Source organism: Grimontia sp. AD028, from assembly GCF_000973155.1.
In the GTDB taxonomy this organism is placed as follows: domain Bacteria; phylum Pseudomonadota; class Gammaproteobacteria; order Enterobacterales; family Vibrionaceae; genus Enterovibrio; species Enterovibrio indicus.
The window spans coordinates 41,486-66,132 of record NZ_LASY01000026.1 but is presented as its reverse complement, the minus strand read 5'-3'; the positions used below and the strand labels follow the sequence as shown (position 1 = coordinate 66,132).

24 protein-coding genes are annotated in these 24,647 nt (G+C 39.4%); 22 read left to right on the top strand and 2 right to left on the bottom strand.

Features of this window, described 5'->3' with window-relative positions:
• Positions 1-146: 146 nt before the first annotated feature.
• Both RN22_RS06450 and RN22_RS06445 read right to left on the bottom strand, forming a co-directional pair.
• Positions 147-746: a Yip1 family protein gene (locus RN22_RS06450; protein ID WP_002537783.1), complete on the bottom strand. Its 600-nt coding sequence runs from the start codon at positions 744-746 to the stop codon at positions 147-149.
• Between the two features lie 343 nt (positions 747-1,089).
• Entirely contained in the window at positions 1,090-1,980 is an 891-nt protein-coding gene (locus tag RN22_RS06445; RefSeq protein WP_046303597.1) for a LysR family transcriptional regulator, read from the bottom strand.
• A 298-nt stretch (positions 1,981-2,278) separates the two neighbouring features.
• Between RN22_RS06445 and RN22_RS06440 the strand changes: the two genes are divergently transcribed.
• The 22 genes from RN22_RS06440 (at position 2,279) to RN22_RS06335 (ending at position 24,639) form a co-directional block, all read left to right on the top strand.
• Positions 2,279-3,334 (top strand): response regulator, encoded by a 1,056-nt coding sequence (locus tag RN22_RS06440; RefSeq protein WP_046303596.1) that lies wholly within the window; start codon positions 2,279-2,281, stop codon positions 3,332-3,334.
• Positions 3,335-3,551: 217 nt separating this feature from the next.
• Positions 3,552-4,049, top strand: coding sequence for a transcription/translation regulatory transformer protein RfaH (rfaH, locus tag RN22_RS06435; protein ID WP_046303595.1), 498 nt, complete (start codon positions 3,552-3,554; stop codon positions 4,047-4,049).
• A 91-nt stretch (positions 4,050-4,140) separates the two neighbouring features.
• Positions 4,141-5,049 (top strand): sulfate adenylyltransferase subunit CysD, encoded by a 909-nt coding sequence (gene cysD / locus RN22_RS06430; protein WP_046303594.1) that lies wholly within the window; start codon positions 4,141-4,143, stop codon positions 5,047-5,049.
• A 29-nt stretch (positions 5,050-5,078) separates the two neighbouring features.
• Positions 5,079-6,794 carry an SLC13 family permease gene (locus RN22_RS06425; protein WP_046303593.1) on the top strand — a complete coding sequence of 572 codons (1,716 nt, stop codon included), beginning with the start codon at positions 5,079-5,081 and terminating at the stop codon, positions 6,792-6,794.
• A gap of 3 nt (positions 6,795-6,797) precedes the next feature.
• The gene (gene cysC / locus RN22_RS06420; protein WP_197076261.1) at positions 6,798-7,427 is read left to right on the top strand and encodes an adenylyl-sulfate kinase; all 630 of its coding nucleotides are present in this window, start codon (positions 6,798-6,800) and stop codon (positions 7,425-7,427) included.
• 1 nt (position 7,428) lies between these two features.
• Entirely contained in the window at positions 7,429-8,394 is a 966-nt protein-coding gene (locus tag RN22_RS06415) for a DHH family phosphoesterase (RefSeq protein ID WP_046303591.1), read from the top strand.
• Positions 8,395-8,403: 9 nt separating this feature from the next.
• Positions 8,404-9,819: a sulfate adenylyltransferase subunit CysN gene (gene cysN / locus RN22_RS06410; RefSeq protein ID WP_046303590.1), complete on the top strand. Its 1,416-nt coding sequence runs from the start codon at positions 8,404-8,406 to the stop codon at positions 9,817-9,819.
• Between the two features lie 92 nt (positions 9,820-9,911).
• Positions 9,912-10,634 (top strand): ABC transporter permease, encoded by a 723-nt coding sequence (locus tag RN22_RS06405; protein WP_052737500.1) that lies wholly within the window; start codon positions 9,912-9,914, stop codon positions 10,632-10,634.
• Positions 10,631-11,257 carry an ABC transporter ATP-binding protein gene (locus RN22_RS06400; RefSeq protein WP_046303589.1) on the top strand — a complete coding sequence of 209 codons (627 nt, stop codon included), beginning with the start codon at positions 10,631-10,633 and terminating at the stop codon, positions 11,255-11,257. The genes RN22_RS06405 and RN22_RS06400 overlap by 4 nt, the downstream gene beginning before the upstream one ends.
• A gap of 2 nt (positions 11,258-11,259) precedes the next feature.
• Complete coding sequence (locus RN22_RS06395; protein WP_046303588.1) at positions 11,260-11,964, top strand: hypothetical protein; 705 nt, start codon at positions 11,260-11,262, stop codon at positions 11,962-11,964.
• A gap of 1 nt (position 11,965) precedes the next feature.
• Positions 11,966-13,108 carry a polysaccharide pyruvyl transferase family protein gene (locus RN22_RS06390; protein ID WP_046303587.1) on the top strand — a complete coding sequence of 381 codons (1,143 nt, stop codon included), beginning with the start codon at positions 11,966-11,968 and terminating at the stop codon, positions 13,106-13,108.
• 72 nt (positions 13,109-13,180) lie between these two features.
• Positions 13,181-14,341: a polysaccharide pyruvyl transferase family protein gene (locus tag RN22_RS06385; protein WP_197076260.1), complete on the top strand. Its 1,161-nt coding sequence runs from the start codon at positions 13,181-13,183 to the stop codon at positions 14,339-14,341.
• Positions 14,334-15,143 (top strand): glycosyltransferase family 2 protein, encoded by an 810-nt coding sequence (locus RN22_RS06380; RefSeq protein ID WP_052737499.1) that lies wholly within the window; start codon positions 14,334-14,336, stop codon positions 15,141-15,143. Before RN22_RS06385 ends, RN22_RS06380 begins: the two co-directional genes overlap by 8 nt.
• Positions 15,140-16,381, top strand: a complete 1,242-nt coding sequence (locus RN22_RS06375) for a glycosyltransferase (RefSeq protein ID WP_046303585.1) — start codon at positions 15,140-15,142, stop codon at positions 16,379-16,381. Before RN22_RS06380 ends, RN22_RS06375 begins: the two co-directional genes overlap by 4 nt.
• Entirely contained in the window at positions 16,374-17,423 is a 1,050-nt protein-coding gene (locus tag RN22_RS06370; RefSeq protein WP_046303584.1) for a glycosyltransferase family 4 protein, read from the top strand. The genes RN22_RS06375 and RN22_RS06370 overlap by 8 nt, the downstream gene beginning before the upstream one ends.
• A gap of 64 nt (positions 17,424-17,487) precedes the next feature.
• Positions 17,488-18,690: a hypothetical protein gene (locus tag RN22_RS06365; protein ID WP_046303583.1), complete on the top strand. Its 1,203-nt coding sequence runs from the start codon at positions 17,488-17,490 to the stop codon at positions 18,688-18,690.
• A complete protein-coding gene (locus RN22_RS06360) occupies positions 18,687-19,490 on the top strand; it encodes a putative nucleotide-diphospho-sugar transferase (RefSeq protein WP_046303582.1) in 804 nt (267 codons plus the stop codon). The genes RN22_RS06365 and RN22_RS06360 overlap by 4 nt, the downstream gene beginning before the upstream one ends.
• Complete coding sequence (locus RN22_RS06355) at positions 19,487-20,503, top strand: sulfotransferase domain-containing protein (protein WP_046303581.1); 1,017 nt, start codon at positions 19,487-19,489, stop codon at positions 20,501-20,503. Before RN22_RS06360 ends, RN22_RS06355 begins: the two co-directional genes overlap by 4 nt.
• A gap of 4 nt (positions 20,504-20,507) precedes the next feature.
• Positions 20,508-21,617, top strand: a complete 1,110-nt coding sequence (gmd, locus tag RN22_RS06350; protein ID WP_046303580.1) for a GDP-mannose 4,6-dehydratase — start codon at positions 20,508-20,510, stop codon at positions 21,615-21,617.
• An 83-nt stretch (positions 21,618-21,700) separates the two neighbouring features.
• On the top strand, positions 21,701-22,660 hold the full coding sequence (locus RN22_RS06345; RefSeq protein ID WP_046303579.1) for a GDP-L-fucose synthase: 960 nt from the start codon (positions 21,701-21,703) through the stop codon (positions 22,658-22,660).
• 42 nt (positions 22,661-22,702) lie between these two features.
• Complete coding sequence (locus tag RN22_RS06340; protein WP_046303578.1) at positions 22,703-23,176, top strand: GDP-mannose mannosyl hydrolase; 474 nt, start codon at positions 22,703-22,705, stop codon at positions 23,174-23,176.
• Between the two features lie 20 nt (positions 23,177-23,196).
• Positions 23,197-24,639 carry a mannose-1-phosphate guanylyltransferase/mannose-6-phosphate isomerase gene (locus tag RN22_RS06335; RefSeq protein ID WP_046303577.1) on the top strand — a complete coding sequence of 481 codons (1,443 nt, stop codon included), beginning with the start codon at positions 23,197-23,199 and terminating at the stop codon, positions 24,637-24,639.
• Positions 24,640-24,647: the final 8 nt, after the last annotated feature.

Sequence of the window (24,647 nt, the reverse complement as noted above, 5' to 3'; positions counted from 1 at the left end):
CTCGAGCATTTTTCCTGCGCTATCTCTGACCACCTACTTACTGTGATTGGTATTAAGCGTCTTTTACAGAAAAGCTTCCAATAAAAAACGCGGCGTTAAGCCGCGTTTTTCAATTCTCATTCTATTCAATGTTTGGACGGATCCATTTACTGAACAAACATTGGACCGAAACCGACATTCCACATGATGACTGAGCTGGCAAGAATGGCGACCAGCAAAACCAGTCCGCAGGTGACGACCGAGCTTGCGTAAATAAAGCCCCGCTCTTCAGGTATGTGCATGATGATGGGAACGCCCGTGTACAGAAGGTACACAGAGTAGGCGATACCTGCTAAGCCAACCAGCATCACAAACCAGACCACTGGATATAGTGCTGCGAGTCCGACCATGAAAATGGGCGTGGCTGTGTAAGCGGCTAATTCCAGTGCTTGCGTGTAAGTGGGTGTTGAACCAAATGTACGGCTCATCCAAAGGGTGAGATACGCGAGTGCCATTACGCCGGTGATTAGCGCAAAGTACATGGCGCAGGCGATAATAATTGCGCTTTGTTGCGTAAGGAAAATTGGATCGCCAACACCAATCTGCCAGCCGATGTGAACGCTAGAGTAATAGGCGCAGATAGGTGGAATGAGCGCCATAATAGCCGCGTGTCCAAGACTGTTCACCGTGCCTTCATGGCGATCGTCTATGTTTTTCCATTCTTCTTTCGGGTGAGTATAAAGGCCGAGCAAATGTCCCAGAATCATAGGTCGCTCCTTCCTGTGCAGTAACCAGTAGTTATACCAATCGTAGTAAATATCTGCTCATCCTAGCTTGTTAAAATGATCGATAACTGCGTTCAAAAATTAGAATGTAGAATAACGACTTATCGAATTTTTCGCCTTGTTCTCAAGCATTTTTCCTACGCTATTTCTGATCACCTACCTACTGTGATTGGTATTAGTTATACGCAACAGCGATACTTGAACGATCGCTTTGTTACATACTAATAACATTAGGTGCTGGGCGGCGTCGTTAGCAAGTTTTAACCACCAAAAGTATGGTGGTTTTTTAATCACTTATCGAATCTGGGACACTTAGTGATCAAGTTCACTCTTCTTTGCTTTCAGAGTGAAAATAAGAGAGAGAAAAGTCGATAAAAGCACGAAGTTTGTCTGGGTGGTGCGTTTTATCGTGATACATCAGAAAGATATCCCTGGGTTCTGTCGTCCAATCTGGGAGAATTTGTACTAGTTCTCCAGAGGCGATGTCTTTCTGAACCAACACATCGGGAATAAGGGCGATGCCGAGCCCATCTTTCGCTGCGGCTCTCACCACACGTAGTTCAGACGCTTCAAAGCGTCCTTGTTGGGAAATACTCAGTTGCTGGCCGTATTGGTTGGAAAGACGCCATTTCATCAAAGGCCATCCTTTCAATAAAGGATGTTTGTCTAAATCACTGGCATCCAAAACAGGAGCACTGGAAGAGAGATAATTGGGGCTTGCTATCAATATGTCTCGAACCGTGTGAAGCTTTCTGGCGATCATTGAAGAATCACGCTGAGGGCCAATTTTAATGAACGCGTGTTTATCATCCAAATTTGGTTGAGCGGTATCGCTGTAGAGTGATAAATCGATTTTGATCTCGGGGAATGCTACCAAGAAAGCGCTTAGCATCGGCTGCAGTAGCTTCATCGCAATATTGGAAGGAGCTGCGAGGCGAAGAGTGCCAGAGGTTCCCTGGCAGCTTTCTGACAGGTTCTCTGTCGCCTCTACTAATTGTTCCAACAGCGGCGAACATCGGTCATAAAAGCTTTGCCCTGCTTCTGTAAGCGACAGCTTTCTTGCATCGCGATGAAGCAGTTTAATTTTAATGTCTTCTTCTAACGCCTGAATCCGGCGGGTCAGCGTAGCAACAGGGATCCCCGTCTTTTTTGACGCCAGTGTATAGCTTCCATTTTCGATTATTAGCCGGAAAAGATTGAGATCATCTAATTTCATTGGGTTTCACTGAGTTGCGATGCTGTTCAATAAAAAGCGGTATTTTAGCTATTTCAAATTAACATGGCCCTTTTTTCGTTGTCTCATATCAATAAGCAGGACGCTAATGGTGGTCTGAAGGTAAAGAAAGATAGAAGATATAGGAATTATTTTCTCATCTGGATACAGAAAGTTAACGACTTTTGCGTTGTCTATTGCGTGCTAGTGTCAACCTGAGGTGGATTTTCAAACTATCCTAGTAGTAACGAAATTGCCGCACTAGACACCAGCAAGGCAAGAGGAAACAGGAGAACATATTGTGTTGGAAGGAAAAGAAGTTCTCATTGTTGAAGATGATCCTGTATTTAGCCGGATCATTGGTAGCTTTCTTCGTAAAGAAGGCTGCGTCGTCAGAGAAGCTGAAAACGGACTGGATGGATTAAAAGCGCTGAGAGAAGGCATTCCGGATTTACTACTCAGTGATCTCTCTATGCCTGTAATGACAGGTCTGGAGTTTGTAGAAGAAGTCAGCCTGGAATACCCTATGCTGCCTGTGATCGTGATCTCCGGAACAGGTGGGATGTCGGATGTCGCGCAAGCGCTGCGTTTCGGTGTAAAAGATTTCCTTATCAAACCTATCGAAGACATCATGGTCGTCAAATCAGCCATTATCTCCGTGTTAGAAGATGCCGATGGTGGTGTAAGTAGTGATGCAGACTTCTCGCAGCAGTGGTTTAAAGTTTCTCAAGATGGTGACCAACCACTAACCGAAGAACTGAAATGGCACCTCGAGGATTTGTTGGATAACCCAGGTAGTGCAAGAGACTTGCTGATGGGGTTAATGCCTGATCAAGACTCTCAACAAGGTGATTGGCGCTTGTCTTATCATTCATTGCAGTCAGCAGACAGCAGCCCAGTAGTGCTTGATTACACGTGGATGATGGATGGTCAGATGGCGTTTTATATGGTAGACAGCGCCTCCGCAGGAAAAAATGGTACTGCAACGACGCTAATGATCCGCGCCTTTTTCAATGAATACTTGCGCTCACAAGATGCCGACGAACGTGGCTTTGTGCATTTGGTTCATCAGATTGAACACGCGATAAAGCGTTCGACATACGCAAGCCCAATCCGCGCGATGTTTGGCATTCTTAATGCGGCCGACAACCAGCTTGATGTGTTGTCTGCGGGGCTCAACGCCGTCGTTGATGGCACCGGTAAAGCACTCATCGTCAAGAACGACAACTTACTGGGCATAGATGCATCGAGTACTCATTTTCAAACTATCGATCTATCCGGTGGTAGTGTACGAGTGTCGCTCAGTGAGATTGGCCTGACTAGCTTTAGTTTGGATATCCAAAGATTAAGTGCCTAATACTTAGGATTGCTCATTAAAAACCGCCCACTGAGGCGGTTTTTTCTTGCTAAATGAAAAAATCAATTTCTGTATTCCAAACTATGAAGCAGTGCAGACAAATTATGCAGTCAAAGCCGCTTAGCTTGCTGCACAAAGCCCAGCCGAATATACTCTAGCGTTGCGTCGCAAAGACGATGCAAAAATTGGCTAGCAATGAAATCGACGAGAACGAGAAATGAATCCATGGTATCTGCTCTATTGTAAACGCAGCGAGCAACAACGCGCTGAGCAGCACCTTAAACGACAAGGCGTCGATTGTTACTATCCCCAGGTGACAGTAGAAAAAATCCGCCGTGGAAAGCGATCCAGTGAGTTGGAGCCGCTCTTTCCAAACTACGTCTTCGCTTCCTTCGACCCCGAAAAAATCGCTTTCACCACAGTGCGTTCAACACGCGGTATTGTCGACTTTGTTCGGCAAGGAGCAATGCCAACAGTTGTGCCTGTAGAGCTCATCACCCAACTCATGTCTCGCGAAGACAGCGATGAACAACGCGAAGCACTGAGTGATGTTTTCAAACCGGGCGACCAAGTAGAAGTGCTGTCGGGTCAGTTTGAAGGTACAGAAGCAATATACAAAGAAGCGGATGGTGAACTGCGTTCGATTTTGCTTATCAATCTGATCAGTCGCCAAGTTGAAGTATCAACGGAAAACAAGGCTCTTCGCAAGAAGTAGCCGCACCAAACATTGACGTTATTGCGTATATTGGGAGCGACACCCAAGGGCGGTAGCGTGTTCTAATTAAGAGTAAGTTAAGAGATAACTAATGGATTTAGAAAAGCTAACACACTTGAAACAGCTTGAAGCTGAATCAATTCATATTATGCGCGAAGTGGCGGCTGAGTTTGACAATCCAGTCATGCTTTACTCTGTCGGTAAAGATTCCTCAGTGATGTTACATCTTGCAAAGAAAGCTTTCGCACCGGGCATTCCTCCATTTCCTCTAATGCATGTGGATACAACATGGAAGTTCAAGGAAATGGTTCAATTCCGTGATTATATGGCGGAAAAGCTAGGTATGAAGCTGATTGTTCACCAAAATCCTGAAGGTTTAGCAATGAACATTAGCCCGTTTGTACACGGCAGTTCAAAGCATACGGATATCATGAAAACACAGGGTTTAAAACAGGCACTAGACAAGCATGGTTTTGATGCGGCATTTGGTGGCGCACGTCGAGATGAAGAAAAATCGCGTGCTAAAGAACGTGTTTATTCTTTCCGAGATGAACACCACCGCTGGGACCCAAAAAATCAACGCCCAGAACTTTGGAATATTTACAACGGTAAAGTAAACCAAGGTGAGAGCATTCGTGTGTTCCCTCTTTCCAACTGGACAGAGCTAGATATCTGGCAATACATCTACCTAGAGAACATAGAGATACCAAGCCTTTATCTATCGAAGATACGCCCTGTCGTTGAACGTGATGGCATGCTGATCATGGTTGATGATGAGCGCATGGAGCTTAAAGAAGGTGAAGTCGTTGAAGAGAAAATGGTTCGCTTCCGCACGCTTGGTTGTTACCCGCTGACTGGTGCCGTGGAATCAGAAGCTACAACACTCCCTGAAATTATTCAAGAAATGCTCCTAACCACGACTTCAGAGCGTCAAGGGCGTGCCATTGACCACGATAGCTCTGGCTCAATGGAGAAGAAAAAGCGTGAAGGTTATTTCTAACTAATCTGGCATATTAAAGATTGTAAGCTGTGTTTGTAACCGCTTTAGTTATTATTGGTTTACTACTCTGTCTGATATTTTCGCAATATCGGGCAGTGTTGCTTTTTGCTGTCGCTACGATAGTGCTATATCTGTTTGGGCAAATAGAACAAAGCGAGCTTTTATCCAATGTGACAAATAGTGCAGTCCTGACCTTGATCGGTTTGATGATTGCGTCACTCGCTTTAGAGAGAAGCTATTTGCTGCCGTGGCTGTCAAGTAAGGTATTCCATGCTAGTTATCCGAAAACACTATTTAATTTAGCAATTTCAACAGCGCTAAGTTCTGCTTTTCTTAATAATACTGCGGTTGTTGCGACGTTAATGGCCGGGGTTCAACGAAACCAAGAACATGCGCCAAACCGACTACTTATCCCACTATCCTATTTCGCCATATTAGGGGGCACCCTCACACTCATTGGTACGGCAACTAACTTAGTCGTCAATGCACTATTAGTTGAGATGGGGCAACCTGAATTAGGCTTTTTTGATTTTCTTCCTGTTGGTTTGACTCTGTTAGTTTCAGTGGGAATCATTATTGCCATTGGTTGTTCAAGCCTTCATTCTACTCCGACCTACTCAGCACAAGATCAGGGCTATTTCATTGACGCCGAGGTAAGTGAATCGAGCAAACTAGTGGGTAAAACGGTAAGGGAAAATCAGCTGCGATCTCTCGACGGATTGTTCTTAGCTGAAATCGTGAGAGGCAAACAGCTTATTTCTCCGGTTACCCCTGAAACACTCATTGAAGCAAAGGATAAGCTCGTATTTACGGGGGACGTTGGCAATATTAAGCAGCTCAAATTACTCGATGGAGTAGAAATTTTTGCTGACAACAGCCAATTGTTGAGCAGTAACTTAACTGAAGTGATAGTGAGTCCTGAATCGGTATTGATTGGAAAAACATTAAAGAGTAGTGGCTTTCGTTCCCGTTTTGATGCTGCGGTGGTGGCAATAAACCGAGAAGGGCAACGTTTATCTGGTAAATTAGGTGAGCAAATTATTCAATCTGGCGATAAATTGGTTTTAGCCGTTGGGCAAGATTTCAATAAACGGCAAAACCTCGCACGTAACTTTTTTATACTCAGCGGTATCGAGCTCAACAACACACTGACAGCGAAGCAAAGCTTTTTCGCAATTGGTGGTTTTGTTGCAGCCGTTTTTACCTCTGCGTTAACGTCAATCAGTTTGTTGGAAGCGATTGGTGCTTACATTGTTGCCATGATAGGGATGGAAGTGATTGATGGCACCACCATTCGCCGTCGTTTTCCTTTTGAATTGTGGCTTATTTTGGTGTGTGCACTCTCAATTGCACAATCATTTAGTGACTCTGGCTTGGCAAATGCGGTAACGGAAATCCTGTATCAATCACTAGGAACGAGTTCGCCTTATACTGCGCTAGCCGTCCTTTTTTTCGTCACAGTGATAATGACGGAACTGATTACTAACACCGCCGCTGCCGCCATTATGTTGCCTATTGGGGTGGCACTAGCGAATGTTTATCAAGTGAGCACAATGCCTTTTATTATGGCGGTCGCTTATGCGGCAAGTGCATGCTTTATTAGCCCTTATGGCTATCAAACAAATTTGATGGTAATGAATGCTGGGGGATATAGCTTTAAAGATTTTATCCGAGTAGGTTGGAAAGTCTCGTTGAGCTATATCGTCGTAGCACTTCTTGCTATTCCACTAATATTTCCCTTTTAATGAATTATGAATCCATACAATAAAAAGAAAAATGAGTCAGTGAGTGATGATATTGTTTGGCACAATGCGACAGTGTCACATCAAGAGCGTTCGGAATTAAAGCAACAGCAACCTGTCGTGCTTTGGTTCACTGGTTTAAGTGGCTCTGGTAAGTCAACGGTTGCTAATGCGGTTGAAAAAAAACTGCTAGAGCTCGGAAAGCACAGTTACTTACTTGATGGTGATAATGTACGCCACGGGCTCAACAAAGATTTGGGCTTTAGTGATGAAGACAGAGTTGAGAACATTCGTCGTATTGGTGAAGTGGCGAAATTGTTCGTTGATTCTGGTGCAATTGTATTAACTGCATTTATTTCCCCGTTTATTTCTGATCGAACTCAGGTCCGGGAACTGCTAGATAACAGGCAGTTTTTGGAGGTGTTTATTGATACGCCGCTAGAGATTTGTGAGCAGCGTGATCCTAAAGGCCTATATAAAAAAGCGCGTGCGGGTGAAATTAAACACTTCACAGGCATAGATTCTGCATATGAAGCTCCAACCTCTGCTGATATACATGTCGAAACAGCGGACGCAACGATTGAAGCGTGTGCACAGCAGATTATCGATACACTGACTGAAAAAGAATATATTTAATATGCATTACGATGTTTTTAATGGTGATGCAGATGGCATCCTATCTCTCATCCAGCTACGTAAGCATGCCCCCAAAAGATCTATCCTAATCACCGGGGTTAAGAGAGATATCAAGCTATTGCAAAAGGTCGCTAAAGAGAAAAATATCAGTGGTGTTACGATCTTAGACATTTCGATGGAAAAGAACCTAGATGCACTTCATGAACTGCTAGATAGAGAAATACCAATTTTCTATTGTGATCACCATCGTACAGGGGAAGTCCCCCAAGGCGACAATTTCACGGCATTGATTAACCTTGATGCTCAAGTCTGTACCAGTTTATTGATCAATAAACATATCGGTGGGCGTTATGTACATTGGGCCATTGCAGGGGCTTTTGGCGATAACTTAAATGCTCAGGCTGAAGCACTGGCTCAGGAATGTGCACTGCAAGTAGAGCAGACGGAGTTTTTAAAGGAACTTGGTGTTTTGATCAATTATAACGGCTATGGTGCCGAATTGTCTGATTTACACATTGAACCTGCAGAATTATTTGTTCAACTTATGCAGTATGAGTCTCCTTTTGATCTATTAGAAGATACAGACTCTCCATACTATTTGCTTAAACGTGGGTATGAAAGTGATGCAAACAATCTAGAAAAACTAGAAGCAAGCTTTACAACTATATCTGCGGAAGTATACGTGTTGCCTAGTGAAGCTTGGGCTAGAAGAATTAGCGGTGTATTCGGTAACGAATTAGCCAACAAATCGCCGAGTAAAGCACATGCAGTGTTAACTTTGAATTCAAGCGGAGAAGACTATACCGTCAGTGTAAGAGCACCTTTAGAAAATAGAGTAGGTGCCGATGAAGTGTGTAGTCAGTTTGCAACTGGCGGCGGACGAAAAGCTGCGGCAGGTATTAACCAATTACCGAAGTCTGAAGTGAAAAATTTCGTACAGGCTTTAAATCAATTTTATAAGAATTAGGAATAGGGTATGTCACACTCTTCGGAGCTTATTGCTAAAGATATCGAAGCATATCTCAAAGTACATGAAAACAAAGATCTATTGCGTTTTCTAACGTGTGGTAATGTTGATGATGGTAAATCAACACTTATAGGTCGCCTACTTTACGATTCAAAGTTGATTTATGAAGATCAAATGGCAGCAATCGAGAAAGATTCTCAGAAGTTTAACACTACTGATGAAGTATTTGACTTGGCGCTTCTTGTGGATGGCCTTCAATCAGAACGCGAACAAGGTATTACCATTGACGTGGCTTACCGTTACTTCTCTACAGACAAGCGTAAGTTCATTATTGCCGATACTCCTGGGCATGAGCAGTACACGCGTAACATGGTGACCGGTGCTTCGACGTGTGATTTAGCAATTGTGATGGTCGATGCCCGTCGTGGTATTCAGACGCAGACGCGTCGCCATAGTTACATTTGTTCTTTGCTAGGTATCAAACACATTATTGTTGCAATCAACAAAATGGATTTAATGGAATATAGCCAAGAGGTATACCAGCAAATTAAAGCGGATTACCGTGAAATGGCGAAAAACTTCAATATTGATGATATTCGCTTTGTGCCTATCTCTGCACTTAAGGGAGATAACGTAGTAACACCAAGCGAAAAAATGGATTGGTACCCAGGCGCGACATTAATGAAGCTGCTAGAAACGGTTAAAGTTGATAAAGACAAGAACTTGGAACACATGCGCTTCCCTGTACAGTATGTAAATCGACCAAACCTAGATTTTCGCGGCTTCTGCGGAACGCTAGCATCTGGCCAAGTTCAGGTAGGCGATAACGTAACAGCGCTACCATCGGGCAAATCATCTAAAGTGAAATCAGTGTTTACACATGATGGTGAACTAGAAACCGCACAGCCAGGCCAGGCCATTACCATCACGCTAGAAGATGAAATAGATATCTCTCGTGGTGATATGATTGTTCATACTGGCCATGAACCAAAAGTGACCAACCAGTGTGAAGCCCACCTAGTTTGGATGGGTGAACAGCCAATGCTGACGCACAAAGAGTACCTATTTAAGTTTGCCACTAAGAGCTGTTCAGGTAAGGTTGCAAGCATTGCCCATAAAGTGGATGTAAACACGCTTGAAAAGCACGCTGAAGATGTAGAAAGCTTAGAGCTTAACGAGATAGCGCTAACCAACATCAAGCTTACTGACAATGTTGCAATGGATGGATACCAGCAATTACCACAAACAGGCGCATTTATTGTTATTGATCGCATTAACAATGTGACTGTCGGTGCAGGTATGATTAGTTCAATTTCACAAAAAGAAAATAGTACAGAAAGGCGGACCTATACAGAGTCTGAAAAAGCACTAAATGCTCTTGTCCGATGGCAGTTCCCTGAATGGGGTTGTAAGAGTATTATCTAAACGAGAGATTTAATGAAAAAGTTACAAAAATGAATAGATTAATTGAATTAAAAAATTACTTATCTTTATCCGACACTTTGGCAAGGATGAGAATGAAATCGCAAGCAAATAAATTAGCGTTAAGTTATCTATGGTGGATAATTGAACCATTACTATTTGTTTCACTTTTTTATGTGTTGTTTGAGTATATTCTTCATCGTGGTGGCGATGATTATTTTTCATTTATGATTGTAGGTAAAATAGTATACTTATGGTTTTCAAAAAGTGTTACGACGGCCTCAACATCCTTGGTGTCAAACAAAGGAATACTATCTCAAAGAGCAATACCAAAGTGGGTTTTCCCTATTTCAAATGTTCAAGAGTGCGCATACAAATCAACTATTTCCTTTGCCCTACTCTGTGCTATTTTGATTATTAATGGCATATTGCCAACAATATACTGGCTGCAATTGATACCTCTTACAGTAATCACCTACATTTTTATTGTGAGCATTTCCCTTCTTTCCTCGATTCTGGTCTCTGTAGCGAGAGACTTTACGAATCTAATAAATATGGGAATGTTAGGATTAATGTTTGCTTCTGGTATATTTTGGGATATTAGTTCAATAAACGATGAAACGTTAAAAAGCTTAGTGTTATACTTAAATCCACTTGCATCGGTTATATTTCTATATAGAGAGGTCTTACTCGAGTCAAAAATTATCGACTTATCTCTATTTAAGCCAATATTAATTTATTCTGTAGTGTTTATGTCTCTATCTCTAACTATATTTCGTTCTTTTAATAACAAGCTAACCAGGTTGATTTTCTCATGAAAGAAATAATCCTGGAGTTTGAAAATGTAACCTTAGAATACAAAACTAGGACAGGGTTATTCAAGAGCTTTATTCATAAGGCTCTTGATAATGTGTCCTTTAAAGTTGCTAGAGGTGAAGTGATTGGCATTACGGGAAGAAATGGAGCAGGGAAGTCTACGTTATTAAAAGTAGCTTCTGGTGTTCTTCAACCAAATTCTGGTAAAGTAATAATACCAAATAATACAACTAAATCTCTATTATCTCTTGGGCTAGGCTTTAGTCCAGACCTGAGTGGGCGAGACAATGCAATAATAAGTTGCATGCTAAATGGCCTTACCAAGAAAGAAGCTAATACTGCATTATCGGAGATTAAAGCTTTTTCTGAATTAGGAGGCTTTTTTGAACAGCCCGTTAAAACCTACTCTTCTGGTATGAAGTCTAGGTTAGGGTTTGCGATTGGGCTAATAACAGAAGTTGACATTTTATTGATAGATGAAATCTTAAGTGTCGGTGATGTTAATTTTAGGAAAAAAGCAGAAAAAGCAATGATGGAAAAAATCAAAGACAAGCAAACTGTATTGTTCGTATCTCACAATCAAGCGCAGGTTGATAGACTCTGCGATAGAATAATTGAACTTTAGTAATGAATTATAAAGACATACTTGAATTTATCAGGACTAAAGTTGAAGAGAAAAGAAAAATAAGAGAAATGCATAATAGGCTTCTCGTTAGTATTGATAAGAGGAAAATATGCAATAAAAAAACAGACATCGTGATTGATGGATATCCTAGGTCTGGCAATTCGTACTGTGTTCATCTGGTTGAAATGCAAAATCCAAATTTGTCTATTTCGCATCATACACATCTACCGAACAATATTAAGTTAGCGATTCTACTAAAAAAACCCATAATTGTAGTAATTCGTTCCCCTCAAGAAGCGATTCTATCAAATCTTATTTATTCAGATAATGATTTGGGGAAACTATGTGATGACTATTTGGAATATTACGAACTAATATTTCGTTTCAGATATCGAGTTAATATTGTGATATTCGAGGATGTTATTCAAAATGAAAAATTGCTTTATGAAGCAGTAGAGTTGGAGACTGGGAAAAAAATAAATAAAGAGACTACTACGGCTGAGATGGAGGAGAGAACTAGGAATAAGCATAAAAGAGAGATGAATCAGAGCTTGATAACTATTAAATCTGGCATGCCAAGTGTGAAAAGAAATGAGGTCAAGAAAAAACTCGCTCCTAAGGTTAAGAGATTTTTGACTCAAAGAAATGATGTTGTAGAAATTCACAAAAAAGTTACTGACTTTGTTAATAAAAGCAAGAGAGATTAGGATGTACAAATTATATATGGATCTTCTATATGTCGACGGGATCGATAATGCATATAAAGAAGATACCAATGGCTTAATGTATTATAGTGGATTCAACCTAGGAAACTATGCATTCCGATATGGTCTCTCTAAAATGGTTAATGTAAAGGAACATAGACGTATCAACTGGAGAGGTTGTCGTAAATTTCTGGAAGAAAATGGAAATCCAAATGAGTTGTTATTGTCTTGTGCAAACTGGATTGGCATGTCAGAACATGAAGAAAAAGCGAATGGTACAAGGTATGAGCTAATTAAAAAAATGGACTGTTCAACGGTTCCTCTTGCGATTGGTGCACAGTCACACGGTTCTGTAGAAAAATTCTCTTTAGGCAAAAATACTCAAAACCTAATTTCATTACTTTCAGAACGAAGTACGTTAATTAGTGTTCGTGATGAGTTTACGAGACAAGTTCTTGAAAAGTATCGGATAAAAAATGTTGTTGTTACAGGTTGCCCATCTAATTTCATTAATGATGATGAAAATCTTGGGATGCGAATAAAGGCAAAAGCTACTGAATTACTTCAATCGAACATGAGAGTAGAAGATACACGATACCACATTAGCGAATACAGTGCTGGCAATCCAGTTTCTACTCTTGTGTTGGCAAAAACCATAAAAATACTATCAAAATCATCAGGGCAGTATATTATCCAAAGTCCCGAGTTATTGCCATTTTTATTGAGAGAGACTAAAGATGTTCCTCTTTCATATAAATTACCCGGACTAATTAAGCTTGTTCCAAAGATAAATAAACTCTTGAATACAAGAACCCAGCACTTTTCAGGAATCGAACCGTGGTTAGATTTCTCTCGGACGTGTGATATTTCATTTGGTATGAGGATTCATGGCAATATGATTCCGTTGCAAGCGGGTGTACCTTCTATTGTAGTTACCCATGACACGAGAACGGCTGGCCTATCAGAAACGATGTGTATCCCGACTATAAGTGCAAATGATTTTTCGAAGTTGAGAACAAACAGACTCAACAGTATTTTACTTGAAAAAATAATTTTACAAATGGATGATTATGATAAAAAAAGAACTGAATTAGGCCTAAACTTTAAAAGTTTCTTTAGCAAAAACAATGTTGGATTGATTAAATAGTCGGATGAAAATTGTCACTTTCTATACATGTGTTGAGTGGTATATTTTTAAGTTAGGATGCATTGTGTAATTATGGGTGGGGTATATTTAACACTAAGGGATCTTTATTCAATTGATAATGTTGATCCGATTAGTTCTCAAGAAATCAATGAGCGTACCGGGTTTAATCTTGGCAATTTTGCATTTAGACTAGGTTTGTCTAGAATTATAAATTTAAATAGCTACAAAACATATAGTTTTAAAGATATTCATGAAATTCGCTCTAATGTTAGCAGGGAAAGAGTTGAGTGTGATAGACCAACAGTTATATCTTGTGCCAACTGGTTGGGTAATAACGACCGTTCAGAATTACCAAATAAAAAAAGATATGAAGCCCTTAGAAAAGTTGACACAAAACTAGTTCCTTTTTCCATAGGAGCACAAAATACCGATAGAAATAGTATGTTTAAACTCAGGGGACATAGTCTATCACTGATGTCTTTATTGAATGAAAGAAGTAATGTTATCAGTGTAAGAGACCAATATACTCAAGACGTTCTAGAGTATAACGGTATACATAACACTGTTATAATAGGCTGTCCATCAAACTTTATTAATTATAATAGAAATTTAGGCCAATCTATTAAAGAGAAGTGTGGTGCTTTACTTGAACGAGATACTAGATATTTAAAACATCATATATGTGAGTATAGTCAGGGGCATATCAACTCTCAGGAAGTGCTACTAAATATAGCTCGATTCTTAAGTAACAACATTTCAAATTACATAATTCAAAGTCCGGACTTGTTAAGCTTTTCTTTGAATGAGACTTCTACTATACCTGATCACTACCAGCGGGCATTTAGATATAGAAAAAGTATATTGAAGCAAAAAATAGTACACTTTACGAACGCAATTGGATGGATGGAGTATTCTCGTGGTTTTGATTTGTCATGGGGAATGAGGCTCCATGGAAATATATTACCAATGCAAGCTAATGTGCCTGCTCTAGTTATTACTCACGACTCCAGAACTGAAGGACTCTCTGATACGATGGGACTTCCAAATATCGGTATAGATGAGTTTGTCAGATACAGGCCAAAGGAATACCCTAAGGTAATCCTAAATGCAATATCGGAGCAAATTCAGCAATATGATTTAAAAAGATATGGTTTACATTGTGACTTGGTAAAGTTTATCAGGGATAGCGGACTGGAAGCAAACGATGATTTTGTAGGAATGTTTAATGATTGAAATAATCACAGTTAATTATAACGACAAACTTGGGCTTGAACGTACCTTGCAATCAATACGTTCTCAAACTGAGTCGTGCGTTTTAAGCATTATAGATGGAGGCTCATCTGATGGCTCAGATACTGTTATTAATAGCAATAGTGACCTAGTAACTCGGTATATAAGCGAACCTGATTCTGGTATCTATAACGCCATGAATAAGGGGGTTAAATTTGCGAGTGAGGACTATATTATATTCATGAATTCCGGCGATACCTTTGTCGACGAACACACCTTATCTAATATAAAAAATGAAATATCCAATAAGCCTGATGTTGATATTTATTACTCTGATGCGATTTATATTAGGGGCAATTCGGAATTCATTCATCACGCCGAACATTCTCTTATTCTGTCTAAAATGCCATTTAACCATCAATCAACAGTTATCAAACGCAGTCTACATGTTAAAATACCCTACAATGAAAACTATCGTATATCGTCCGATTACGACTTTTTCTTACGAGCGAGTAGAAGGGATGTAATCTTTCATAAGTTAAAAACAAAAATTGCAAGACATAGCCTTGACGGAATATCTGTACTATCCCCTTTCCATTCTTGTTTGGAGTCCGTACATTCTCATCTAATGAACTTTAAAAATATTAAGTTTGAAGAAACTGAATATTATGGTGAGTTTTTCATCAAAGAAATCTTCAAGTCAAAGCCATTTTTGTCGCGGTCAGTTGTTGCATTATATACAATTTTTGTAAAAGGCCATAAAATAAGAATGTTAAAACTATTACTAGGGAAAGTATTTCGATGAAAGTATTGCATGTTAGTTACCAAGATTGTAGTGGCGGTGCTCATATCGCAGCACGTCGCATATGTGAAGCTCAAAGGAATGCTGGTATTGATGCAACAATGTTAGTTAATTCAAAGGGTAGCTCAAAGACATTTGTAAAGGACGTTAGTTTAAAGCGGAAGGTGTATAACATGTTTGTTAATATGTTTGGCCAGAAGTTAATTAATGCTCAAAGTAAAAGTACTAACCCAATCTTGCACTCATTAAATATTTTTCCTTCAAAATTTTATCACCTAATTAATTCATCAGATTGTGACGTGGTTAATTTACATTGGATAAATGCGGAATTCATTCGTATTGAAGATATTGCGAAGATTAATAAGCCAATTGTTTGGACATTGCATGATATGTGGCCATTTAGTGGAGCAGAGCATTACGATGACTTAGAGCACCCTAATCGCTATGTTGAAGGTTATACTAAATCGAACAGACCCATGCACTACATTGGAAAAGATCTTGACCTTTCAGTATTTAAAAGAAAGAAGAAGTCATACTCAAGTGAAATCTATATAGTTTCACCTTCAAATTGGATGAAGGAATGTGCTTCAAGGAGTGAACTGCTAAAACACAACCCACACAAAGTAATACCAAACACTTTAGATACCAACATTTTTAAGCCACTAAACAAAAATGTTTGTCGAGAATTACTTGGATTACCAACTGGGAAAAAGCTGATTTTGTTTGGTGCTTTCAATGGCAAAGACGATCCACGGAAAGGATTTAAGTTCGTTAAAAAGGCAATCGACATTCTTAATGAAAATGAAATGGCAAAAGATATTGAGTTTGTTATTTATGGATCAGAACAGTATACGAATGAACACTTTGGGAAGATAAAAGCGAATTATATCGGGAAATTTTCCGATGAGATATCTTTATCAGCAATATATAATGCGGTTGATGTGTTTGTCGCTCCATCTATGCAAGATAACCTTCCAAATACAATACTTGAAGCACAGGCTTGCGGTACACCAACAGTAGCATTTGATATCGGTGGAATATCAGATCTAGTCTTTTCGAATATACAAGGTTATTTGGCTACCGCCTTTGACCCGACGGAAATAGCACAAGGGGTAATACATATGTTGGAAAGCCCCTTGGATAAGACCAAGGTATCTAGTGAATTTAAAAAAGGTCGATTTTCTGAAATGAAAGTAAGCAAACAGTATATCGATGTTTACAGAAGTCTACTCAATGAATAAAGACAATAAAATAATATTCATAGGGCCTGGTAAAGGAACTGTTACTGGACAAAATCAGGTGTTAAAGGGGTGTGTTGCTGCCATTACTGAAAGCGAACTTATTTCAAGTGGAGCGGAAGGTGAACATTTAGTCTCCAAAGTTTTGTTGCTAATAATGGCGATAATAAAATATTCAACCAAAAGTGTATACCAGAAAAATAGCACATTGATTTCTGCTTCTAGAAGTACAGCTGGTTTTTTAAAGGATGCACCATTTCTGCTAATTTCTCTCTGTTTTTCAACAAAAACTGTCATACATGCACATGGCAATGACTTTGAAAATATATTTTCTTCAAATGTTTGGGTAGTGAAGACATTAAGCCGAATTTTGTATCGAAAAGCTGATTTGATACTGATTCCAAATTCATATATGTCATCACAGTTTTTGGAAATCGGTATTGATGGAAGAAAGGTGAAAGTTCTTAATAATTACCATGAATATACTGCTGATATAAATGATTTCTGCGCCGGGAAGAGAATGCTTTTTTTATCCAATCTTACTAAAGATAAAGGATTGTTTGAAGCAATTGAGATATTCGAAAATGTGTTAAAAACGCACCCGGATTCAACTTTAGATATTGCAGGTGCATCACTATTGAGTGAAATGCAACACAACGAATTTCAAAAAATATTGTCACGTAATAACCGTATATATTTTCATGGGCCTGTCTACAGAAAGGAAAAAGAACAACTTCTACGAGAATGTGATATACTTCTGTTTCCTAGTAAATACAAAACTGAAGCCTCTCCACTTGTTTTACTTGAAGCCATGGCTCATGGTTTAGCCGTAGTTTTATACAAGCATAACAACATTCATGAAGTACTTCCAATTAATGATTATGTCGTAAATGGATATAATACGAGCTCTATGTCGGACAAAGTCCATTTATTATTGAATGACTTTAGTGCGCAGAGAAACTACAAGTTTAAATGTCATAAAAAATCGAAAGAATTTAAGTTTGAGGATTTTGCAAGAAATTTGAGATTCCATCTGGAAATTTAGAAAAATAGATTTCAAGATGAAAATAAACCTCTGAAATGAGAACTTATAGTCAAAAGGAAATGCAATGAAATTGATACTTCACATAGGGTCTCATAAAACAGGAACCACTTCAATTCAAGAGTCGCTGATTGATAACAAAGAGCTTCTTCTTAGTAAGAGTATTTCCATTTTCTCCGAAAATCCAAATGGGGAAGCGATATTAAATGGCGATTGTTCTTGTTGGATCCCGTGTATGAGTGACACGGTATTCGACGAAGATCTAAAGACAAGTAAACTACGACTATTGTTTGAGAGAGCAGCATCTTTTTCTCGGAAGATGAAAACTGAAAAAGTAATCATTTCATGTGAGAACTTCTCTTGGCTATTTTATTACAAATCAATAAAAAAGGTTAAATTAGAAGCATATTGCTTTTTTTCTGACGTAGAAATAGTAGTTTATTTGAGAAGACAAGATCAACATCTTCTGTCTCATTATCAACAGGCATCTAAGGCAAAAGGGCCTGCGTTTGGATTTTATAGCGGCATCGATCTAGACGATCTTGTAACGGACGAGCAACTAGACTTATATCTGGATTATAATTATAGGATTGGTTTATGGGGAGATGTGTTTGGTGATGATAAGCTATCTATAAGGTGTTTCGAAAAAACAGCCCTTACCGGAGGCGATGCAGTCACTGACTTTTTCAGTTTACTTGGTGTCGACTATAACGGGGGACTATTTAGAAGTAACGTGAGTTTAAGAAGTAATGACATATATATTGGCCATATAATAAATAGGTTGGATTTATGTGCTGATTTTGAATCCTATATAAGAAAGTTAAACTTTCAAGGGCGTAAATTTACTGCTAGAAAAGATGTTATGCAGAGTTTTATTGAACGATATGACGTTTCTAACGACGCCATAAACAGAAGGTTTAAGATTAGGCCCGATAGAGGGCTATTCAATAGAAATATAGATAGCTACGCGGATAACATTAAAAAGAACGACATTTACGAATTTGACTTCATTATTTCTAAAATCCTTAATGATGCATCTGACCTTTTTATATTGCAGTCGGGGATTATTTCCAGTGTCTGGGAAATGGAGAAAATGTTATTAGTGAGCCCTGGTTTAGGAGCTTCCGCTTTGGCTTTAAAAGAGAAGCTTGAAGGGCCTAGCCAAGACCTGATTTTGCTTAAAAATTTGCTCAATTCAATAGAATCGCGGTCCCCGATTTATCGAGTTTTATTATTTGTTAAGCGTTATATTTGGAAAAGACTATCGTGAAGAAAGCACTAAGAAGGATTTTCGTTCGTACCAAAATAGTGATTTTTGCTGATATTAAATACAAAGATGTTCTAGGTAATTGGCTGCAATTTTTCCCTCCGAAACTAATGCGGTATTTGGAGATTGTTGCACTAGATGATAGTCTATTCGACGATCTACAACAGTCCAAGGGATCTCTTTCTCCCTTGATTTCGATCAAAAAAATGAAATGGACTGGCAATATTGATGACTTGTGGATAGCTAGAGTTAAGTATATTCGAGAGCAAGTAAAGAACGGTTTTTCGGTCGTCCATAGTGACATTGATGCAATTTGGTTAGATAATATAATGCCAGACATATCAGACCGAAATTATGATATGGTATTTAGTCAAGGCACCATTTGGCCTCTTGATTTCTATAAATCACATGGTTTTGTAGCTTGTTGCGGGTTGTTTTTTATACGTTCCACATCTGTGACAGAAAAATTCATGAACGATTGGGTTCATTTGGTTGAAAAAGATGGAGATGATCAGAGAAGTCTAAATCACCTTTTAAATCGTAGAGGAGTTGATTTATCTAACTCCGTGCATGACTATGTTCTCGATTATAATGGAAATACAATCTTATGCTTTAATGAATCGGTTTCATCTTCTCTCATTGATGGGTTGAGATTCGCACTACTTCCGCATAAGGATTACCAAAGACTTCCAGAGGCTATGAGACCTAGTAAGATATTTCATCCTCTTTCAGAAAAAAACGGTTCTCATATTTCAGAAGTATTGTGTCGCTATAATCTTTGGAAAGAAGGAAAAATATTATGATCACTTGGCTAGTTTCTTACCCAAGAAGTGGTAACACATATGTTAGGACAATTCTAAATAGTGTTTTTGGCATAAAGTCTTACTCAATTCACGGTGACTATCTAGATATAGCTGAAAACCGAGAAATTTCCGGTGTTGTTGGTCATGTCGATTCGGAATCTTTGGATTTGTCTCAATTAAGAGATGGTGAGGAAGTTTTCTATATCAAAACTCACAAACTTCCAGATAGTGAGGATTTCAATTTTGAAAAAGACAGATTTATATATGTGACTCGTGATGGAAGAGATGCTTCGTTATCATACTGCCATTATCTGAATGATATTGCGAAAGAGGATGTTAATTTGTCCGACGTGATATTGGGTAACGTCTCTTTTGGATCCTGGGGTGAACATGTACGATCCTGGAGTTTATTCTCTAAGTCCGGAAATTTCTTATTGTTGAAATTTGAAGACTTACTTGATAATTTCGACGATTCTCTCAGGGATATCAACTATTTTCTATTTCGAAATAGTGATGAACTCACTAAAATAAAGGAAGTTCCACCTTTCTCTGACTTGAATTCTAAATATCCTAACTTTTTCAGGAATGGTAAAAAGGCCTCTTGGAAATCTAGTTTTTCGCAACAGGAACGACAAGTCTTTGAAGTGCTAAATCGCACTGAATTGCTTGCAATGAGTTATGAATGCGAGTCTTACGATGTAGCACAGTTAGTAGAATATCACGGGGCTTTGAATAGCCAAAACCTTAGTGTGGAATTATTGAAGGTTAAACAGTTAGGTTTTCGACAACTAACTATGCTACAAAACTCTTATAAAGAATTACAAGAGCACAACCAGTCTCTACAAGAGCACAACCAGTCTCTACAAGAGGATAATCTGGCTCTGCAACAACTTTACCAATCCATATTATTGCAAAGGGACGTAGTATTAGGCTCAATTAGATTCAAAATCGGAAGCCTGTTTCTCTTGCCAATAGATATTTTAAATAACATACGTAGCCATTTTAAGAGATGAAATAATGGGAAAGATAGCATTAATCACAGGCGTAACGGGCCAAGACGGTTCTTATTTGGCTGAATTTTTAGTTGAAAGAGGGTACGATGTTCATGGACTTATCCGTCGAGCATCATCATATAACACGGAGCGTATCGATACATTAGTAAACGAAAGCACCAATATTAAACTGCATTATGGCGACCTAACAGATTCTTCAAATCTAATTCGATTGGTTAAAGAAATTCAACCTGATGAGATCTATAATTTAGGTGCAATGTCACATGTAGCGGTTTCTTTCGAGTCTCCTGAGTATGTTGCTGATGTAGATGGCATGGGTACCCTTCGTCTTCTTGAGGCGATCCGTATTAATGGTTTGGAAAAGAAAACTCGCTTTTATCAAGCTTCAACTTCTGAACTTTATGGCGAAGTTCGTGAAATTCCTCAGCGCGAGTCAACTCCTTTTTATCCACGCTCTCCATACGCTGTAGCTAAAATGTACGCATATTGGATTGTGGTTAACTACCGTGAATCTTATGGTATGTACGCATGTAATGGTATCTTGTTTAACCACGAGTCACCGCGCCGTGGTGAAACCTTTGTAACCCGTAAGATTACTCGAGCGCTTGCTAATATTTCTCAAGGTCTAGAATCTTGTCTAGAGCTTGGTAACATGGACGCGTTGCGTGATTGGGGACACGCTAAAGATTACGTTCGCATGCAATGGATGATGCTTCAACAAGAGCAAGCTGAAGATTTTGTTATCGCTACTGGTAAGCAGATCTCTGTGCGCGAGTTTGTTCGCTTGTCAGCGAAGGAAGCGGGGATCGAACTTGAGTTTTCCGGCGAAGGAATTGATGAAATCGCTACTGTGGTTGCTATTGATGAAGAAAAGGCACCAAAAGTGAAAGTTGGTGATGTCATTGTAAAAGTAAACCCTCGCTTCTTCCGTCCTGCCGAAGTAGAGACACTACTTGGTGACCCAAGTAAAGCAAAAGCTAAACTTGGCTGGACTCCAGAGATCACTGTAGAAGAAATGTGTGCAGAAATGGTTGCGTCTGATATCGATAAGGCAAAACAACACGCAGTTCTAAAAGAACACGGATTTGACGTTGCGATCTCATTAGAAAGCTAATTAATCAGTAATACTGATTCGTTTATATTGCAGAGTTCCTCATTTTGGGCTCTGCTTTTTCTATTTATATTATCGGAACTAGTATGAAAAGAGTATTTGTTGCTGGTCATAAAGGTATGGTTGGCTCAGCTATTGTTCGTCAACTATCTAAAGATTCTTCAGTAGAAGTTATTACTAAAGATCGTGATGAGCTTAACCTGTTAGATACACGAGCCGTCGAGGCGTTTTTTGCGACTCACCATATTGATCAAGTTTACCTAGCGGCGGCGAAAGTCGGTGGGATTGTTGCTAACAATACGTACCCCGCTGAGTTTATTTACCAAAATTTGACGATTCAAAACAATATTATTCACTCTGCACATCTGCATGATGTTCAAGATTTACTATTCTTGGGGTCGTCTTGTATTTATCCAAAGTTTGCACAACAACCGATGCGTGAAGACTCTTTATTGACTGGAACTTTGGAAGAAACCAATGAGCCTTACGCAATTGCTAAGATTGCAGGTATCAAAATGTGCGAATCCTATAATCGCCAATATGGTCGCAACTATCGCTCAGTAATGCCAACTAATTTGTATGGTGAAAATGATAATTTTCATCCTCAAAACTCTCACGTTATTCCCGCATTATTGCGTCGCTTCCACGAAGCAAAATTGAATGGCGATAGTAAAGTTGTTGCGTGGGGTAGCGGTAAACCTATGCGAGAGTTTTTGCATGTAGATGATATGGCAGCAGCCTCAATTTACGTAATGAATCTTGCTCAAGAGGTGTATCTAGAAAATACGCAAGAAATGCTTAGTCACATAAACGTAGGTACAGGTGTGGATTGTACTATCCGTGAACTTGTTGAAACTGTGGCAAAAGTGGTTGGTTTTGAGGGTGATATTGAATTTGACACGACGAAACCAGACGGTACTCCTCGTAAGTTAATGGATGTTTCACGTTTAAAGAGCTTAGGCTGGGAAGCGAAGACGAGCCTAGAAGATGGTTTAACTATGACTTACCAGTGGTTCCTTGAAAATCAAGACAATTATCGTGGTTAAAGTGCCGAGGGTAGGGCAAATATAAGGGGTCAAACAAAGCATATGTTTTTAAGCAAACAACGTTTTTCTCAAGTGATTGAAAGTACGCCATTAGTTTCAATTGACTTAGTTATTGAGGACGAAAGTGGTCAAGTTTTACTTGGAGAGCGTTTAAATCGACCGGCTCAAGGTTTCTGGTTCGTTCCCGGTGGTCGTATTCTTAAAGATGAAAAGCTTGAAGATGCCTTTGCTCGTTTAACTTTAGAGGAGCTTGGGCATGAGTTTAAGCTCTCTCAAGCAACGCTGATGGGACCTTATACACACCTCTATGATGATAATGTATTTAGCAATGAGTTTACGACTCATTATGTCGCTATTGCCTATAAGCTAACTGTCGTTCGGTCTGAATTGAATTTACCCATGGATGTACAGCATTCTCGTTACCGTTGGTGTAATCAAGATGAATTATTGATCAGTGATAAAGTACATATTCATACTAAATGGTATTTTCAAAAAATAACTAAAACTATCACCTAATTAAAAACAACGAGTTGACTATGCTTATTCCTGTAATTATGGCCGGCGGCTCAGGCAGTCGTTTATGGCCTCTATCTCGTGCAAAATATCCTAAACAATTCCTTGCAGTAACTGGTGAACAAACCATGCTTCAACAAACGTTGAGCCGTATGGTTGGTCTAGAACACAATGCGCCGTTTGTGATCTGCAATGAAGAACATAGATTCCTAGTTGCTGAACAACTCCGCCGTATTAATGGCAATCATAGCGGAATACTGTTGGAACCAGTAGGGCGTAATACTGCTCCTGCTATCGCTCTAGCAGCAAAATTTGCCCTATCTGAAAATCAAACTTCATGTGAAGATGCTTTGATGTTAGTTCTTGCAGCTGACCATGTGATTAAAGACACTCAATCTTTCCATCAATCGGTGCAAGCTGCTATTCCGTACGCACAACGAGGTGATATGGTCACTTTCGGTATCAAAGCGAATGCACCAGAAACAGGTTATGGCTACATTAAAACCGGTGCTACGGTTACTGTTGCGGATGAGAGTCGAGGCTTTAGTGTTGATAGCTTTGTTGAAAAGCCAGATCTTGAAACCGCAAAACAGTATCTAGCGGATGGTAGTTACGTGTGGAACAGTGGTATGTTTTTGTTCAAAGCATCTACTTATCTAGAAGAGTTAGCAAAGTTCCGACCAGATATCTTGAATGCATGTGAAAGTGCTTACGATAGTCATTTTGACGACCTAGACTTTATTCGCATGTCATCCGAACTGTTCTCACAAATACCAGACGAATCAATAGATTTTGCGGTAATGGAAAAAACAGAAAAAGCTGTTGTTGTTCCAATGGACGCAAATTGGAGCGATGTTGGTTCTTGGTCGGCACTCTGGGACGTGAATGACAAAGATGAACAGGGTAATGCAACTCGCGGTGATGTGTTAACTGAGCAGACTCAGAATAGTTATATTTATTCACAAGATAAACTCGTTGCAACCGTTGGTGTCGAAAACCTGATCGTCGTAGAGACAAAAGATGCAGTGCTAGTCGCTGATAAAGACAAAGTTCAAGATGTAAAGTCGATTGTTAATCAACTAAAGCACCAAAACCGAGCAGAGTGTCAGCAGCATCAAGAGGTATATCGCCCATGGGGTTCTCATGAGACGGTATCTGAAGGTGAGCGTTACCATGTGAAACAAGTGTTAGTTAAGCCAAAAGAGAAGACTGCTCTTCAGATGCACCACCATCGAGCTGAGCATTGGGTTGTCGTGTCAGGTACGGCTAAAGTGACAAAAGGTGATGAAACTTTCCTTCTTACTGAAAATCAGTCAACTTATATTCCAGTAGGGACTCCGCACTCCGTAGAAAACCCAGGACAAGTGCCTTTGGAGCTTATTGAAGTTCGTTCTGGATCGTACTTAGAAGAAGACGATATTGTTCGCTTTGATGAACAAGCATCTAAGTTTGGCGGCGACTACTAACTACTTAT

Coding starts and splice junctions, on each gene's coding strand:
- rfaH (WP_046303595.1), top strand. CDS start 3,552: ATGAATCCATGGTATCTGCTCTATTGTAAACGCAGCGAGCAACAACGC.
- RN22_RS06415 (WP_046303591.1), top strand. CDS start 7,429: ATGCATTACGATGTTTTTAATGGTGATGCAGATGGCATCCTATCTCTC.
- RN22_RS06375 (WP_046303585.1), top strand. CDS start 15,140: ATGAAAGTATTGCATGTTAGTTACCAAGATTGTAGTGGCGGTGCTCAT.
- RN22_RS06345 (WP_046303579.1), top strand. CDS start 21,701: ATGAAAAGAGTATTTGTTGCTGGTCATAAAGGTATGGTTGGCTCAGCT.
- cysD (WP_046303594.1), top strand. CDS start 4,141: ATGGATTTAGAAAAGCTAACACACTTGAAACAGCTTGAAGCTGAATCA.
- RN22_RS06365 (WP_046303583.1), top strand. CDS start 17,488: ATGAAATTGATACTTCACATAGGGTCTCATAAAACAGGAACCACTTCA.
- RN22_RS06370 (WP_046303584.1), top strand. CDS start 16,374: ATGAATAAAGACAATAAAATAATATTCATAGGGCCTGGTAAAGGAACT.
- RN22_RS06390 (WP_046303587.1), top strand. CDS start 11,966: ATGTACAAATTATATATGGATCTTCTATATGTCGACGGGATCGATAAT.
- RN22_RS06400 (WP_046303589.1), top strand. CDS start 10,631: ATGAAAGAAATAATCCTGGAGTTTGAAAATGTAACCTTAGAATACAAA.
- RN22_RS06340 (WP_046303578.1), top strand. CDS start 22,703: ATGTTTTTAAGCAAACAACGTTTTTCTCAAGTGATTGAAAGTACGCCA.
- RN22_RS06450 (WP_002537783.1), bottom strand. CDS start 746: ATGATTCTGGGACATTTGCTCGGCCTTTATACTCACCCGAAAGAAGAA.
- cysN (WP_046303590.1), top strand. CDS start 8,404: ATGTCACACTCTTCGGAGCTTATTGCTAAAGATATCGAAGCATATCTC.
- RN22_RS06385 (WP_197076260.1), top strand. CDS start 13,181: ATGGGTGGGGTATATTTAACACTAAGGGATCTTTATTCAATTGATAAT.
- RN22_RS06380 (WP_052737499.1), top strand. CDS start 14,334: ATGATTGAAATAATCACAGTTAATTATAACGACAAACTTGGGCTTGAA.
- RN22_RS06335 (WP_046303577.1), top strand. CDS start 23,197: ATGCTTATTCCTGTAATTATGGCCGGCGGCTCAGGCAGTCGTTTATGG.
- RN22_RS06405 (WP_052737500.1), top strand. CDS start 9,912: ATGAAATCGCAAGCAAATAAATTAGCGTTAAGTTATCTATGGTGGATA.
- gmd (WP_046303580.1), top strand. CDS start 20,508: ATGGGAAAGATAGCATTAATCACAGGCGTAACGGGCCAAGACGGTTCT.
- RN22_RS06445 (WP_046303597.1), bottom strand. CDS start 1,980: ATGAAATTAGATGATCTCAATCTTTTCCGGCTAATAATCGAAAATGGA.
- RN22_RS06355 (WP_046303581.1), top strand. CDS start 19,487: ATGATCACTTGGCTAGTTTCTTACCCAAGAAGTGGTAACACATATGTT.
- RN22_RS06395 (WP_046303588.1), top strand. CDS start 11,260: ATGAATTATAAAGACATACTTGAATTTATCAGGACTAAAGTTGAAGAG.